12 protein-coding genes and 1 riboswitch are annotated in these 14,205 nt (G+C 56.6%); of the genes, 3 read left to right on the top strand and 9 right to left on the bottom strand.

All coding sequences use genetic code 11. The features are described 5' to 3' along the window. Positions 1-64: 64 nt before the first annotated feature. From AC07ED_RS03170 to AC07ED_RS03155, 4 genes are all read right to left on the bottom strand, one after another. Positions 65-2,569, bottom strand: a complete 2,505-nt coding sequence (locus AC07ED_RS03170; RefSeq protein ID WP_105236296.1) for a putative PEP-binding protein — start codon at positions 2,567-2,569, stop codon at positions 65-67. 126 nt (positions 2,570-2,695) lie between these two features. Then, positions 2,696-4,756, bottom strand: coding sequence for a glycine--tRNA ligase subunit beta (glyS, locus tag AC07ED_RS03165; protein ID WP_105234534.1), 2,061 nt, complete (start codon positions 4,754-4,756; stop codon positions 2,696-2,698). Then, a complete protein-coding gene (locus AC07ED_RS03160; protein WP_105234533.1) occupies positions 4,756-5,289 on the bottom strand; it encodes a DUF6446 family protein in 534 nt (177 codons plus the stop codon). The genes glyS and AC07ED_RS03160 overlap by 1 nt, the downstream gene beginning before the upstream one ends. Next, complete coding sequence (locus AC07ED_RS03155) at positions 5,286-6,218, bottom strand: glycine--tRNA ligase subunit alpha (RefSeq protein ID WP_105234532.1); 933 nt, start codon at positions 6,216-6,218, stop codon at positions 5,286-5,288. The genes AC07ED_RS03160 and AC07ED_RS03155 overlap by 4 nt, the downstream gene beginning before the upstream one ends. 173 nt (positions 6,219-6,391) lie before the next feature. On the opposite strand from AC07ED_RS03155, the gene AC07ED_RS03150 reads away from it, so the two are divergent. After that, positions 6,392-8,122, top strand: a complete 1,731-nt coding sequence (locus tag AC07ED_RS03150; protein ID WP_105234531.1) for a trypsin-like peptidase domain-containing protein — start codon at positions 6,392-6,394, stop codon at positions 8,120-8,122. A gap of 27 nt (positions 8,123-8,149) precedes the next feature. Here AC07ED_RS03150 and AC07ED_RS03145 read toward each other — a convergent pair whose 3' ends face one another. The 4 genes from AC07ED_RS03145 to metZ all read right to left on the bottom strand — a co-directional run bounded on the left by AC07ED_RS03145 (position 8,150) and on the right by metZ (position 12,408). Beyond that, positions 8,150-9,598 carry a TrkH family potassium uptake protein gene (locus AC07ED_RS03145; protein WP_105234530.1) on the bottom strand — a complete coding sequence of 483 codons (1,449 nt, stop codon included), beginning with the start codon at positions 9,596-9,598 and terminating at the stop codon, positions 8,150-8,152. Between the two features lie 78 nt (positions 9,599-9,676). Continuing rightward, a complete protein-coding gene (locus tag AC07ED_RS03140; protein ID WP_105234529.1) occupies positions 9,677-9,904 on the bottom strand; it encodes a hypothetical protein in 228 nt (75 codons plus the stop codon). Positions 9,905-10,021: 117 nt separating this feature from the next. Beyond that, entirely contained in the window at positions 10,022-11,122 is a 1,101-nt protein-coding gene (gene folE2, locus AC07ED_RS03135) for a GTP cyclohydrolase FolE2 (protein WP_067551638.1), read from the bottom strand. A gap of 107 nt (positions 11,123-11,229) precedes the next feature. After that, positions 11,230-12,408: an O-succinylhomoserine sulfhydrylase gene (gene metZ, locus AC07ED_RS03130; RefSeq protein ID WP_105234528.1), complete on the bottom strand. Its 1,179-nt coding sequence runs from the start codon at positions 12,406-12,408 to the stop codon at positions 11,230-11,232. A gap of 51 nt (positions 12,409-12,459) precedes the next feature. Next, a riboswitch (SAM riboswitch) is annotated at positions 12,460-12,536 on the bottom strand. A 93-nt stretch (positions 12,537-12,629) separates the two neighbouring features. Here metZ and AC07ED_RS03125 point away from each other — a divergent pair. Both AC07ED_RS03125 and AC07ED_RS03120 read left to right on the top strand, forming a co-directional pair. Continuing rightward, positions 12,630-13,328 (top strand): glutathione S-transferase N-terminal domain-containing protein, encoded by a 699-nt coding sequence (locus AC07ED_RS03125; RefSeq protein ID WP_105234527.1) that lies wholly within the window; start codon positions 12,630-12,632, stop codon positions 13,326-13,328. Beyond that, the gene (locus AC07ED_RS03120) at positions 13,325-13,612 is read left to right on the top strand and encodes a Dabb family protein (protein ID WP_105234526.1); all 288 of its coding nucleotides are present in this window, start codon (positions 13,325-13,327) and stop codon (positions 13,610-13,612) included. The genes AC07ED_RS03125 and AC07ED_RS03120 overlap by 4 nt, the downstream gene beginning before the upstream one ends. Here the strand turns inward: AC07ED_RS03120 and AC07ED_RS03115 are convergent. Next, positions 13,605-14,204, bottom strand: a complete 600-nt coding sequence (locus AC07ED_RS03115) for an inner membrane-spanning protein YciB (RefSeq protein ID WP_105234525.1) — start codon at positions 14,202-14,204, stop codon at positions 13,605-13,607. The genes AC07ED_RS03120 and AC07ED_RS03115 overlap by 8 nt on opposite strands. Position 14,205: the final 1 nt, after the last annotated feature.

Below are 14,205 nucleotides of genomic sequence, written 5' to 3'. Positions count from 1 at the left end.
CATTCGTGCAAATTTAAACACGAATGAGTGTTCCAGCAACATATCGCGCAATGGTCGAATTCGACTACCGCATACTGTTTCTGCGAGAGTCAGAAATTGCCAATTGTGCAGCAGAAAGTCGCGCAGATGGAACACGGAACGGCGAACATGACACGTAATCAAAGCCTTGGCGGCGACAGAAGTCGATCGCGCTGCGGCTTCCGCCATGCTCACCACAGATCGAAAGCACCACATCGCGGCGACCCAAACGCCCCCGTTCAGCCCCGATTTTGAGCAACTCACCGACACCTTCGATGTCGAGAGTATGGAATGGATCTTCGGCGTAAACATGCGCATTGACGTAGGATGACATGAAACGGCCAGCGTCATCGCGGGACAAACCGTAAGTCATCTGGGTCAAATCGTTCGTCCCGAAGGACAAGAAGGCCGCGTATTGAACGATGTCTTCCGCCCGCAAAGCCGCACGTGGCGTTTCAACCATGACGCCATAGCGATAGGTGAAATTGGTGCCTGTCTCGGCCCGCACGTGACCCGCAACGGCGTCGATCCGGCTCTTGACCAGTTCAACTTCGCGCATCGCGCTGACGAGCGGAATCATGATTTCAGGGACTACGGGGTCACCGGAACGGCTCGCCTCGACGGTCGCTTCAAAAATTGCGCGGGCCTGCATGTCGTAGATTTCGGGATAAGTCAGTCCCAGCCGAACCCCCCGCATGCCAAGCATCGGGTTGTATTCAGACAGGGCTTCGACCCGCGCATTTACTTCGGACAGAGGCAAGGACAACTGTTCCGCCAATTCACGGTGGCCCGATTTGTCGGCGGGCAAGAATTCGTGCAAGGGCGGGTCGAACAAGCGGATGCAGACGGGTTTGCCCTGCATAATCTCGAACAACTCGATGAAATCGCCACGCTGCATTGGCAATAGGCGCTCGAGCACGGCGCGACGATCCTCTGAAGTATGCGCAAAGATCATCTCGCGCATCACACCCAAACGGTCCCCTTCAAAGAACATATGTTCCGTACGGCACAGACCGATCCCTTGGGCCAGGAAGTTCCGCGCAGTTTGCGCATCGGCAGGCGTATCGGCGTTCGCACGCACGCCAATGTCACGGTATTCATCCGCCCATTTCAGCAATGTTTGGAACGCGTTATCCAGCGCGGGTTCTTCGAGCGTCGCCGTCCCTGCCAGAACATCGCCAGACGAACCATCGACGGTGATTACCTCACCCTCGGCAAATTCGCGGCCGTCAGGCGCGATCATCACGCGGCGCTTTTTGTCAATCACAAGGTCGGAGGCGCCAACCACACAGGGCAGACCAAGACCGCGTCCGATCACAGCCGCGTGGCTGGTGATACCGCCACGCACGGTCAAAACCGCATTGGCGGCGTGCATCCCGCGAATATCCTCGGGCGTTGTTTCGCGACGAACGAGGATACAAGGCTCGCTCCGCGCGGCACTGGCCTGCGCATCATTCGCCGAAAACACAATGCGCCCCACCGCAGCACCGGGGCTCGCCGCGATACCGCGAACGATCCGATCGCGTTCCGTCATTGGCGCAACCTGACGGTGGAGCAATTCAGACAGAACCGCAGGATCAACCCGCATCACGGCTTCATCGGTTGGGATAATCCCATCCTCGGCTAGCGCAACGGCAATACGCACCGACGCGCGGTTGGATCGCTGAACCCGAACACCGTCAAGGATATGCAACTTACCGTTTTCAATCGTGAATTCGATCTGCATTTCCTCGCGCAGACGAACACGAACCAATTCGCCAAATCGGACGAGCTCTGCAAACAACTCGGGCAGTTCCTCTTCGACAGATGGACCGCGCCCGTCTTGAACGAGGTAGAGTGCGCCCTTCGCAGCAGACAGGGCCTCGCGGCCTTGGCTTTGGCTTAGGTAACGCCCTTTGATCCGACGTTCGCCTGTCACTTCGTCCACGAATTGAATGACGCCAGACCCAGAAGTCCCCTGCCCCACGCCCAAGGCGATCCGCTGAACGACGAGGCCGAGGCCCGCATCAATCGGCGCACCTTTGGCCTGCCGCAACAAACGCGCCGTTGTCCCATCCCACGCCCGCGCCATCGAACGCAGAACTTCGCCCAGCTGCTGAACGGGGTCTTGGGGGAAAACCTCATCGGTTTCGTATTCAAACGCATCCAACATCACGCGCACCGATTCAAGTGTCGGCGTGTCGGGCAGGTAGAACGGCTCTGGATCGAGGCGAGCCACCTGCACAGCGTAGGACTGAATGAACCGCAGATAAATCGCGGTCGCCGCTTCTTCGCCAATTTCGGCACACAGAGCGGCATGGCGTTCGTCGTTCATCCCGATATTCAGAATGGCCGAAGGACCGCCCCAATCGGGATCTTGGCTCGACGGACGGACGGACAGAAGAGGCGCATCACCGAATGGCGCGATCAGCTCTTCCATGTCGGGCATCTGACCGCGTGCAATATCGCGCACCGCATCGAACGACAGCGCGACCGTCGTCGGCACAGGCATGTCCAAGCGCACCAAACGCTGCAAACATTTCGCCCGTCCGCCATGCACCGATGGCGACATCGAAGCGGTCGGGGTGATTAGAGTAATCGGGTCGTAAATACGGTCTTGCTGCACTGCGGCGAACTCCTTGCTGCGATGCACTTTAGAGCAAGCGCGATTCGCAGCAAGGGTAACGTGACGGTTTTATTAACCGTCGACGCGCGAAAGATCGGCCACCGAGGTACAAATCGTCCGAATACGCGACAGAAGGTTCAGTCGGTTGCGACGGATGATCTCGTTCTCAGAGTTCACCTGAACCGCCTCAAAGAACCCATCAATCGGTCCACGCAGGGAGGCCATCGCCGACATAGCTGCGGCAAAGTCCTCAGCCTTCATCGCAGGTGCAATCGCGGCCTCTGCGGTATCGAGTGCCGCAAAGAGCGCCTTTTCCGCATCGCCTTCGGCGAATTTCACATCCGCACCGAACGAATATTCGACGCCGTCTTTGTCTTCGGCTTGGGACAGGATGTTCGATGCACGTTTGTAACCTTGCAGAAGGTTGGTGCCGTCCTCGGTGCCCATCATGTCCTGCAGCGCCCGTGCGCGTTTGACCAACAACGCGATGTCATCGCTTCCGTCCATCGCGAGACAAGCGTCGATTACGTCGTGACGAATGCCCTCGTCGCGGAGGAACACCTTCAGTCGATCATGGAAGAACGACAGCAGGTCCGCCGCATCCGCGCCAGCGTTTGCCTTTGCGATGACGTCAGACAGTTTCAAGGTCAGGCCATTCGACAGGATCAAACGGATCACACCGAGGGCTGCACGACGCAGCGCGAACGGGTCTTTGGAACCTGTGGGTTTCTCATCAATCGCCCAGAATCCAGTCAGCGTGTCGAGTTTATCAGCAAGCGCCACAGCCACCGAAACAGCTTCGGTTGGAACGTCGTCAGACGGGCCTAGCGGGCTATAGTGATCGCGGCAGGCATCAGCTACGGCATCGGACAGATTTGCACTTTTCGCGTAATAACGACCCATAATCCCCTGCAATTCAGGGAATTCGTAGACCATTTCCGATGATAGGTCACATTTAGCAACTTTCGCTGCCAGCTCTGCCTCTGCCGCATCCGCACCAACAACAGGCGCGAGCTCTTTGGCAAGCACCGCAATGCGACCAATGCGTTCCGCCTGCGAACCGAGTTTGTTGTGGAAGGTCACATTGGCGAGCGGAGCGCCCATCGCCTCGAGCCCTGCACGTTCGACCGTGCGCAGGTCGTTTTCCCAGAAGAACTTTGCGTCCGACAAACGCGCAAAGAGAACTTTTTGGTTGCCCTTCAGGATTGTCGCGCCTTGATCGGCGGTCTCAATGTTGGCGACCGTGATGAACTTCTCGATACGTCCCGTTTTTGGGTTGCGAACCGAGAAGAACTTCTGGTGCTCTTTCATCGAGGTTTGCAGAACCTCTGGCGGGAGACCGAGGAAGGCGTCGTCAATCGATCCCATCAGAACAACAGGCCATTCAACAAGGCCCGACACTTCAGCCAGAAGGCCCTTATCGTCGACGACTTCCAGACCAGCGGCGAATGCCATGTTGGTGGCGTCCTGCCAGATCGCGTCAGCACGTTCGTCCGCACGCAGGATAACCTTCGCGCGTTTTAGTTTCGCCTCGTAGTCATCAAACCCAGTGACCGAAAAGGCGTCAGGCGCCATGAAACGGTGCCCTTTGGTCGTGTTCGACGAGGTGATGCCGTCGATATCAACAGGAACAACTTCGTTGCCGTCAGCATCAGACAGGATACAAACGATGGAATGCAGCGGACGCACCCAACGCAGCGGGCCAGCGCCCCAGCGCATGGATTTCGGCCATGGGAAATTGCGGATCGTTTGTTCGAGAACCTCTGCGATCACCTCTGCCGCTTTGCGCCTTGGCTTTTCAATCACAGCGAAATAGGCCTGACCCTTTTTCTGGTCACGCACTTCCAACTGATCAATCGTCAGACCTGTCGAACGCAGGAACCCTTCGATGGCTTGTTCTGGTGCGGTGGTCGCTGGGCCCTTGCGCTCTTCGCGCACAGGTTTGGATTCCGCCAGAAGATCATCAATCGACAACGTCAAACGGCGCGGGGTCGAAAAGGCAGCGGCGCCAACATAGGTCAAACCAGCCTCGACCAGTCCATCGGTGACCATCTTGCGCAGATCGTCAGCCGCTTTGGCCTGCATACGTGCGGGGATTTCTTCAGAGAAAAGTTCGATCAGAAGATTAGGCATTAGTTTGTCCCTTCGACGGGTGTCGGGCATCCTTCGGGCAGCGGATCGCCGTTGAATTTGGCTTCGCCACATTTGTTGATCTGGTGCCAGACATAGCCATGTCCGTCGCCCGTAAAGGCCACCACGCGATCAACGCCGTAGGTGATATTTTCATGACCCATAAAGGCCACAGCTTCACCAGTTTCGAGCGCTGCGCCGACGTTACTCGCGTCGTAGCAATCGAACCAGTTTGGTCCGTTCAGCGGCACTGGATCTGCATACATTTCATAATTGTCGGTCAGCGACCCCATGCTGATCGGGGTCGAGAAACACGCGCGGAAACGGATCGGAGAGCTATCGCTATCGATCGCCTCGAACCCTTCGGTCATGATACCTTCTGGCTGGCCAGTATGGATCGAGGTCAGTTCAACCTCACCAAACGATGCAGCGTCCACGCGATCATAGAAAGCGTAGACCTGATTGTAGTAAAGAACAGCACCAGCCAGAAGCGCAGACACAACAATCCCCGAAAGAGCCACTTTTACCGCATTCATTCCGCAGCCTCGGCGGTATATCCACCGGCCTCTGTCTGAACGAAGGCGTCCGCACACAGCTTTGCCAAGGCACGAACACGGCCGATATAAGCCTGACGTTCGGTGACCGAAATCACGCCGCGCGCGTCGAGCAAGTTGAACAGGTGCGATGCCTTAATGCACTGGTCGTATGCAGGGTGCGCCATGACGATACGTTTGCCCGTTTTCGGATCAACCGCGGGGTTGTCGAGGATACGCTGGCATTCAGCCTCTGCGTCGATGAAGTGACGCAAAAGTTTCTCGGTATCCGCTGCATCAAAGTTATGGCGCGAATATTCTTCTTCGGTCTGACGGAAGATGTCGCCATATTTCAGCGCAATCGGAGCGTCAGGGTTGTTGAACGGCATCTCCATCACGTGATCCACGCCAAGGACATACATCGCCAGACGTTCAAGGCCGTAGGTCAACTCGCCCGAGACAGGCTTACAGTCGTGTCCGCCAACCTGCTGGAAATAGGTGAACTGCGACACTTCCATGCCGTCACACCATACTTCCCAGCCAAGACCCCACGCACCCAAGGTCGGGGATTCCCAGTCGTCCTCAACAAAGCGGACATCATGCAGACCAAGGTCGATACCGATCGCCTGAAGCGAACCAAGGTAAAGGTCCTGAAGATCAGGCGGCGACGGTTTGATCAGTACTTGATACTGATAGTAGTGCTGCAGACGGTTCGGGTTTTCACCATAGCGACCATCGGTCGGACGGCGGGACGGCTGAACATAGGCCGCGGCCCATGCCCGATCACCGAGCGAACGCAATGTCGTCGCAGGGTGGAAGGTGCCAGCACCAACCTCCATGTCGTAGGGTTGCAGAACTGCGCAGCCCTTTTCAGCCCAGTAGGTCTGGAGCCTCAGGATGATCTCTTGGAAAGAACGGGGTTTATCGGCCATGGTCGCCCTCTTTTCGGTTCCGCGCCTGAATAGGCTGCACATGGGGCGGGGTCAATTGGGGCGTCGGTGTCACATTCGCTTCAATGCAGTTATTTTCGGGCGTCGAGGGCTTGGTAATGCCCGTCGAGTGGTGTCATAAAGCCCCATACTTTGACTGTAGCATTGGGAACAGTATGATCCGTCGCCTATCCGTTTTTCTTATTTTTGTGTTTACGTCTTTTTCTGCGGCTGCCCAGCAGTCGTCTTGGGTCCAACTCGAAGCGCACCCCACATTGACCGCCGCACAGGATGCAGCGCGTAAATATGCGGCTGAGCTGGACGATGTGAACGGATTCTATCTGGGCTCGGATTGGTATGGCGTGGCGCTCGGGCCCTACACCCGTCCTGATGCCGAAGCCCTGCGTCGTCAGCTGCGCAGCTCGGGCCAAATCCCGCGCGATGCGTTTGTCAGCGACGGCGAACGCTTTGGCCAACAATTCTGGCCGATTGGCGTTGGTGCACCGATCAAACCGCAACCTCTGCCGACTGAAACAGTCGACCTCCCCGTTGTGACGATTGTTCCTGATGAAGCACCTGCGGAACCCGCCATCGTCGACGAAACACTGGCCGAGGCCCGCGCGAGCGAAGCGGCGCTGGACCGTGGCGAACGTGAGATGCTTCAGATCGCGCTGAAATGGGCGGGGTTCTACAACTCCTCCATCGACGGCGCATTTGGTCGTGGCACCCGCGCCTCCATGAGCGCATGGCAAGAAGCGAACGGCTACACCAACACCGGCGTTCTGACCACGCTTCAACGTGCCGACCTCTTGGCGCAATACAACGCCGTCCTCGAGGGTCTGGACATGGAATTGATCCGTGACGACGCCACGGGCATCGCCATTGAAATCCCGACCGGCGCTGTTGAATTCAAAGCTTATGATTCCCCCTTCGCGCGGTTCGAGGAAAAGGATGGGTCGGGCGTAACGGTCCTGCTGATTTCACAGCCTGGGGATCGGACACGGTTCTTTGGTCTTTATGAAATCCTACAAACGCTGGAAATCGTGCCGACAACGGGTGACCGTAATCGCCGCGACAGCTCGTTTGAAATCGAAGGCGTGAATGACAGCATCCACACCTATGTGACTGCGTCGCTCTCTGGTGGTCAGATTAAAGGCTTTGCCCTCGTTTGGCCCGCTGGAGACGACGAACGCCGCACCCGCGTGACCGAGATCATGAAAGCGAGCTTTGAAACGCTGGACGGTGTGCTCAACCCCGCCCAAGCTGCCGACGAACAGTCCATTGATCTGGTTTCTGGCCTCGCGATCCGTAAACCGCAACTCGCACGCTCTGGATTCTATGTGGATGGCGCGGGCACAGTTGTGACGGCGGCAACCACCGTTGCGAACTGTGAACGGGTGACGCTCGACGATAGTTTCGACGCGGATGTTGTGTTCGACGACGGCAGCGTTGCCATCCTGCGCCCGCAGAGCCGCCTTGCCCCGATGGGGTCGGCGGACATTCAAACCGCCCTGCCCCGAATCCAGTCGCAAATCACCGTGGGTGGTTACCCCTACGGCGGCGCTCTCACCTTGCCGACGCTGACATTCGGCACGCTCGCCGATGTGCGTGGCTTGGATGGGTCTGACAGCACCCTGCGCCTAGACATGCAGACCGAGGATGGCGACATTGGTGGTCCGGTGTTCGACAATGGCGGTGCTGTGATCGGCATGCTCTTGCCGCACCCTGCGACGGGCAACCAAATCCTGCCCGAAGAGGTCAGCTTTGCCTATTCCGCTCAGGGCATTTTGAACGCGCTCACTTCGGCAGGGGTGACGGCAAAAACAACGGACTCGATGGCTTACATGCCGCCAGAGACGCTCACATCCATGGCGTCAGACATGACCGTCTTGGTCAGCTGCTGGTAACGAATTGGGGCGCTTCGGCGCCCCTTTTTACGAGCGCCAGAACCGTGGCAGGATGAGAACGAACACCGATACGATCTCTAGCCGTCCCAAGAGCATTCCCAAGATCATCAACCATTTCGCCGTATCTGGGAACGGATGCACGGCGCCCGACGGTCCCACCTCTGGGCCGAACACGGGACCGATATTAAAGATCGATGTCCACGCCCCAGTGATCGCCGCAAAAAAGCTAAGCCCCGTCATGCCCATCAGAACAACCAGAATACCGAAGGTCATCACAAAGCAGCTAAAAAGCAGCATGACGGAACTTAAGACCTCGTCGCTCACGGCCCGACCTTCGAACCGAACGGATACAACACGGCTCGGGCTATAAAGTCGCCGAATTTGGGCCGAAATCGCACGCAGCATAAACTGATAGCGGAACACTTTGATCGAACATCCCGTCGATCCCGAACAGCCGCCAATCATGCCTACGGCAAATAAGATCGCAAAGGCAAATGGCCCCCAAGCGACCACATCCCCGTCCCCATACCCAGTCCCCGAAAAGATCGAGACAACGTTGAACAGGGTAGAGCGGAACATCTCTTCGCTGTAGTCCCCATGGGCGAACATACGAAACACAACAATCAATGCCGTCGCGTAGAGGGTCCATGTGAAATAGGCCCGCACCTGCGCGTCTTGGAACAAGGGTTTCGGATCACCTGTGACCATTTGCAAAAATCGCAAGAACGGCACTGAGGCAAGGAACATAAAGACCACCGCGACATACTGCGGCGCACCAGGGAACGCGGCGAAGGATGCATCCGAGGTCGAATAGCCCCCCGTCGCAATCGTCGTGAAGGCATGCACGATCGATTCCTGCATATTCATCCCAGAGATCCCGTAACAAATAGCACAGAGCACCGTGAGACCGATGTAGATATTCAGCAGGCCCTTTGCGATGTCCAAGGCACGGGGCAGCGATTTTCCCGAGGTATCAAAGCCCTCGGACTGAAAGAACTGCATCCCGCCGACTTTCATCACGGGCAGAAAAATCATTGCAACAATGACAATCCCGAGGCCACCAAGCCATTGCAGGATCCCGCGCCAGAGCAGAATGCCGTAAGAGTGGGTCTCTAGCCCCTCAATCGCCGTGGCCCCTGTCGTGGTCATGCCCGACATGGATTCGAACATCGCATCAACGAGCGAAAGCTGGGTTTCCCCGATCATAAACGGAATAGCCCCGAAGGCGGGCAAAGCGATCCAAACACCTGTGGTGAGGATAAAGCTCTGTTTGAGCGTCAACCCATCGCCCAATTGGTTCGAGCAGGCCAAGGCGAGAAACACCCCAGCCATAGTTGTCAGTACCGAACTTTGCAGAAAGGTCTGCCATTCGGGGTCGTTGTGAAAAAGGTCGAACAGCATCGGGGCGACCATGGTCAACCCCATTACGGCTGTCAGCAATCCTATCACATATCCAACTGGGCGCATATCAATCATGGCCGAAGGCTTGGCGTTAGGCTGCTTGTCTGTCAAGCCGCGACACGGGCAAATTCCCTGCCGCGGATCACATCATCATCAAACGTAGAACATATCGCGGAAGACGTGAACGGCGATCTGATCACGACGAAGACCCATCGCAGCCAGCTGTTCATCGGTCTTTGCGTTAAGAGCAGCAAATTCGCCAGCGCGGGATTTGCGTTCCCCATAAGCCTTAAAACCGCGACCAAGAGCAGAAACGAACTGGTCGAATTTCTCGCGAAGCGGCGCTGCGTCAAAGGTCGGATTAACTGCGATTTGTGCCATTTTGGAACATCCATGTAGAACGGGTTGTTTCCCCCATACATGAACGATAGCGCCAATAGGTCAGCATGTGCACCGTTGTTTTTGCATTGCAGCATTTCACCCGCTGCAATGCAGAACTTATCCGACGTGGAACAACGTTGTGAACAAACGCGGGTCAATGCTGTCGCTGTCAAAGGTCTCCCCCTCGACCAAGACCGACACAGCGTCATGGCTGTGCAGGCTCTCTTGGTGGCTGGCCACAACGCGGAAATCACCGACACGCGGGTCCTGCTGAAGCTGCTCGCAGAAGAGACGCGCCGCATCTTCGACAAAGATCGGATTGGCCGCGTTGAGTTCGGCGAATGCCTGTTCGTCTTCACGCTTAACCATCACTTGGGTCTCGGTCGGGACAGCAACACGCGCCATGTCGATCAGGTCTTCGAACCATAGCATCGGGCCGTCTTCCATCACCGCCGACATACGGGCCACAGAGCGCTGCGAATGCGGCGTGGCCAACTGACCACGGAATTGGCGCGCGTGTTCGGACAGTTCGAGCGAACAGGGGCATGTCGACGAATAGACGTAATCGAGATGGATTATCTTTTTGCGCACGCCTGCGCGTTCGACCAGTTCGAGCGCGATATCGTAATACTGGAACCCCTCAAGCCCCGAACGCAGCGAACGGACCTTCATCGGGAAACGGAACCGCATCTGGATACGCGCATCAAAGCTTTCGAGGTCGGCCATATAGGCGTCCAGCGCGTTCTCCATCACCTCAAAGCTGAACGTCTGCTCTGAGTGCTTGTAGAAGGACCGCATGATGCGGGACATGTTGATGCCCTTCTTTTCCGCTTCAAGGCTCACCGTCCCCGTCACAGAGGTTTCGAGCGTCACATCACCATTGTCGCGGGTGTGAAAACGGATCGGCAGACGGAAGTTCGATATCCCGACGTGCTGGATTTGTTGTTTTGCCCCTTTGATCAGGCTGCTTGGCCCGTTCTGGAGGTCAGGCATCGACGCCTTGTAGTCCTCATCCACCACGAAATCTTCGGGGTACGCCCGTGCGAGGGCTGGGTAGTTTGAAACTTCTTGCCCAGGGATCAGGCGCGACACGAGAGGATCGAGCGTTGCCACCTCTTCGGGTGTGGCATCGCCTGCCCAGCGCCGCAAAAGCGCCAGCGCCGCCTCGGCTTCTTCGCGCGACGGTTCGCGGTCCATGTCAGACGAGTGGATATTCATGTCGGAGCCTCCCGCAGGTGCAGCACGCCCCACTATATGGGATGCGCGCGACAGTTTTCCATCAAATGCGAAGGGAATACGCTTGGAACCGTCGCGCGGATCACTCATCAGATGGCATCCAATGCTTGTTTCAGGTCTGCTAACAGATCGTCAGCATCCTCGAGGCCACAGGACACACGCACCAAACCAGGTGTGATACCCAACGTGTCTTTCTGATCCTGCGGCAAACGCTGGTGCGTTGTGGTCGCAGGGTGGGTCACCAGCGACTTGCTGTCCGCAAAGTTGTTGGTGATCGTGAAAATCTTGAGCGCGTTGAGGAAACGGAAGCATTCTTCTTTGCCGCCTTTCACGTCGATGGCCAGAACGGTGCCGACGCCCTCATATTGGGACTTCGCCAGCTCAAACTGAGGATGACGCGGATCAAGAGGGTAGCTCACCGAGTTCAGCTTTGCATGACCGGCAAGCGCATCAGCCAATTTCAACGCGGTTTCAGACTGCTGCCCCACGCGCAGGAATAGCGTATCGAGCGATTTCAGCATGACCCAAGCGTTGAACGGGCTCATCGCGCCGCCCGTGTGTTTGAGGTATGCCTCGACAGGCCCCCGAACGAGCTCTTTCTTGCCCAGAACCATACCGCCAAGGCAGCGACCCTGACCGTCCACGTGTTTCGTGGTCGAATAGACAATGAGATCAACGCCCAACTCGCCAGCGATTGAATAAGCTGGCGTGACCATTGCGTTGTCACACACAACAATCGCGCCATTGGCATGCGCCAGTTCGACAACAGACTTCATGTCGATCACTTCGAGCGTCGGGTTCGAAATCGATTCAAAGAAGACAACTTTGGTGTCGGGACGGATCGCAGCCTTCCACGCATCCAGATCACGACCATCGACCAGCGTCAGTTCGACCCCAAACCGTTGCAGCACGTCCTCGAGGATATAGAGGCACGATCCGAACAACGCGCGGCTCGACACGATGTGATCGCCAGCCTTGAGCATGGACATCAGCGCGCCGTTGACAGCAGCCATACCCGAAGCGGTGGCAAAGCCTGCCTCAACACCCTCAAGGTCGGCCATACGATCTTCGAGCATAGCAACGGTCGGGTTGCCATAGCGCGCATAGATAAATTCGTCTTCGCCGAGTTTCACAAAACGGGCCTCTGCCTGTTCTGCGGTTTCGTAGACAAAGCCCTGCGTCAGAAAAATCGCCTCGGACAGTTCGTTATACTGGCTGCGGCGGGTGCCCGAATGCACGGCGCGAGTGCGTTTGGAAAGTTTGTCCATGTCTTTGTTCCTTACGGCCATTAAAAAACCCCTACACCGAATAAAGGGAGCAGGGGTTGGCCTGTTTCCTTTTTAGCGGTTTGTTTAACGTGGCCCGCAATCCGGTTCAAATCGCCACGGCGGAGTGGTTACGCCGTTGTGACATTCTGGTCAAGGAAAACGGCCTTGCGGCCCAGCGCGAAACGCGCATTGTGACCCCACCTTGCGAACAGGAGTTTCAGATGACCGCTGCAATCGATCTCTACTACTGGCCGACGCCAAATGGCAAAAAGATCACCATAGCCTTGGGCGAGATGGGCTTGGACTACAACCTGATCCCAATCAACATCGGGGCGGGCGATCAGTTTGCGCCAGACTTCCTTGCCATTGCGCCGAACAATCGCATGCCCGCCATCGTTGACCGTGATGGCCCCGACGGCGAACCGATCTCTATTTTTGAATCGGGGGCGATCCTGCAATACCTCGCGCGGAAAACAGGAAAATTCGGCGGCACGACAGAACGCGAACGGGTGATGATCGAACAGTGGCTGATGTGGCAAATGGGCGGCGTGGGGCCGATGGCAGGTCAGGCGCATCACTTCCTAAAATACGCGCCCGATATGTCCCCGCCCCAAGTGCTCCCCTACGCGCAAGACCGTTACCGTAAAGAGGTTGGCCGCCTCTATCGCGTCTTGGACAAGCAGCTTCAGGACAAAGAGTACGTCTGCGGCGAATATTCAATCGCGGACATCGCGATCTACCCTTGGGCTGCGGGATGGGAAGGTCAGCAGCAAACGCTTGACGACAAACCGAACTTTGCCGCGTGGTTGGCGCGTATGGCGGCACGTCCCGAAGTTGCAAAAGGGATGGAAGTCGGAGCCGAACTGCGCCAAAAGGCCTTCTCCAATGAAGAAATGGAACGGCTGTTCAAACAAAAATGATACGTCACATCGTCTTTTTCACAGCGAAGTCACCAGATGATCGCGACACCGTTTTCCAAGGGCTCAAACTCTTGGAAAACATCAAAGAGTGCCGCCATATCGAAATCGGTGAAAACCTGAACTCTGATCCCATCAGCCCCAATGGCCCAGATTTCATTGTCTATGCTGAATTTGACGATGCCGAACAGCTAGCGGCCTACAAGGCTGACCCGCTCTACGCTGAATCGATCCGCATTGTGCGCCCTCTGCGCGACATGCGGATCGCTGCGGATTTTTTTACTTAGGCTCTTCGATCAAGAACCGCTGGAGCGTCACAATCTGCGACCAGAGGAACAAGAACAGGACCACGGGGAACGCAAAGGTTTCGAGCGTGACCCAAAGTTCCTCGCTCTGCGTACGCCAGATGAATTCATTAGCGGCTGCCAGACCTGCAAAGAACACAGTCAGACGGCGGGTGAGGATCATCCACCCTTCGCGCTGCATAGGCAGAAACTCTCCCATCACATATTCGAGCCAGCTCTGACCACGTAGCAACCCGATACCGAGCAGCAGCGAGAAGAGCCCGTAAACAATTGAGGTCTTCATTTTAAAGAAGGCCTCATCATTGAACCATGCGGTCAACCCACCGAAGAAGATCACCATGATCGCGGTGAAGACCTGCATCCGCGATAGTTTTTTCGTGAGAAACCAAAGCACGGCCATGGCTGCCAGCAGCACGGGAATGAACACGACCGCCGCGACGATAAAGCCGGAATAGTCAGTGCCTGCAATAGTATAGGTGTTATCTTTGATCTTAATGTAGAGCAGGAAGAACGCCAATGTCGGCCCCAGTTCCAGCACCTGTTTCAGGATCGGATTGATCGGTTTTGCTGACATT

The sequence above is a fragment of the Aestuarium zhoushanense genome (genome assembly GCF_056431045.1).
Note: the sequence above shows the minus strand (reverse complement) of the source record. Positions and strands in the feature narration are given on the sequence as shown.

Excerpts from the sequence above, each read along its gene's own strand:
- AC07ED_RS03115 (WP_105234525.1), bottom strand. The coding sequence starts at position 14,204 with ATGTCAGCAAAACCGATCAATCCGATCCTGAAACAGGTGCTGGAACTG.
- folE2 (WP_067551638.1), bottom strand. The coding sequence starts at position 11,122 with ATGAATATCCACTCGTCTGACATGGACCGCGAACCGTCGCGCGAAGAA.
- AC07ED_RS03120 (WP_105234526.1), top strand. The coding sequence starts at position 13,325 with ATGATACGTCACATCGTCTTTTTCACAGCGAAGTCACCAGATGATCGC.
- AC07ED_RS03160 (WP_105234533.1), bottom strand. The coding sequence starts at position 5,289 with ATGAATGCGGTAAAAGTGGCTCTTTCGGGGATTGTTGTGTCTGCGCTT.
- AC07ED_RS03145 (WP_105234530.1), bottom strand. The coding sequence starts at position 9,598 with ATGATTGATATGCGCCCAGTTGGATATGTGATAGGATTGCTGACAGCC.
- glyS (WP_105234534.1), bottom strand. The coding sequence starts at position 4,756 with ATGCCTAATCTTCTGATCGAACTTTTCTCTGAAGAAATCCCCGCACGT.
- metZ (WP_105234528.1), bottom strand. The coding sequence starts at position 12,408 with ATGGACAAACTTTCCAAACGCACTCGCGCCGTGCATTCGGGCACCCGC.
- AC07ED_RS03170 (WP_105236296.1), bottom strand. The coding sequence starts at position 2,569 with ATGTCGCCATCGGTGCATGGCGGACGGGCGAAATGTTTGCAGCGTTTG.
- AC07ED_RS03155 (WP_105234532.1), bottom strand. The coding sequence starts at position 6,218 with ATGGCCGATAAACCCCGTTCTTTCCAAGAGATCATCCTGAGGCTCCAG.
- AC07ED_RS03125 (WP_105234527.1), top strand. The coding sequence starts at position 12,630 with ATGACCGCTGCAATCGATCTCTACTACTGGCCGACGCCAAATGGCAAA.
- AC07ED_RS03140 (WP_105234529.1), bottom strand. The coding sequence starts at position 9,904 with ATGGCACAAATCGCAGTTAATCCGACCTTTGACGCAGCGCCGCTTCGC.
- AC07ED_RS03150 (WP_105234531.1), top strand. The coding sequence starts at position 6,392 with ATGATCCGTCGCCTATCCGTTTTTCTTATTTTTGTGTTTACGTCTTTT.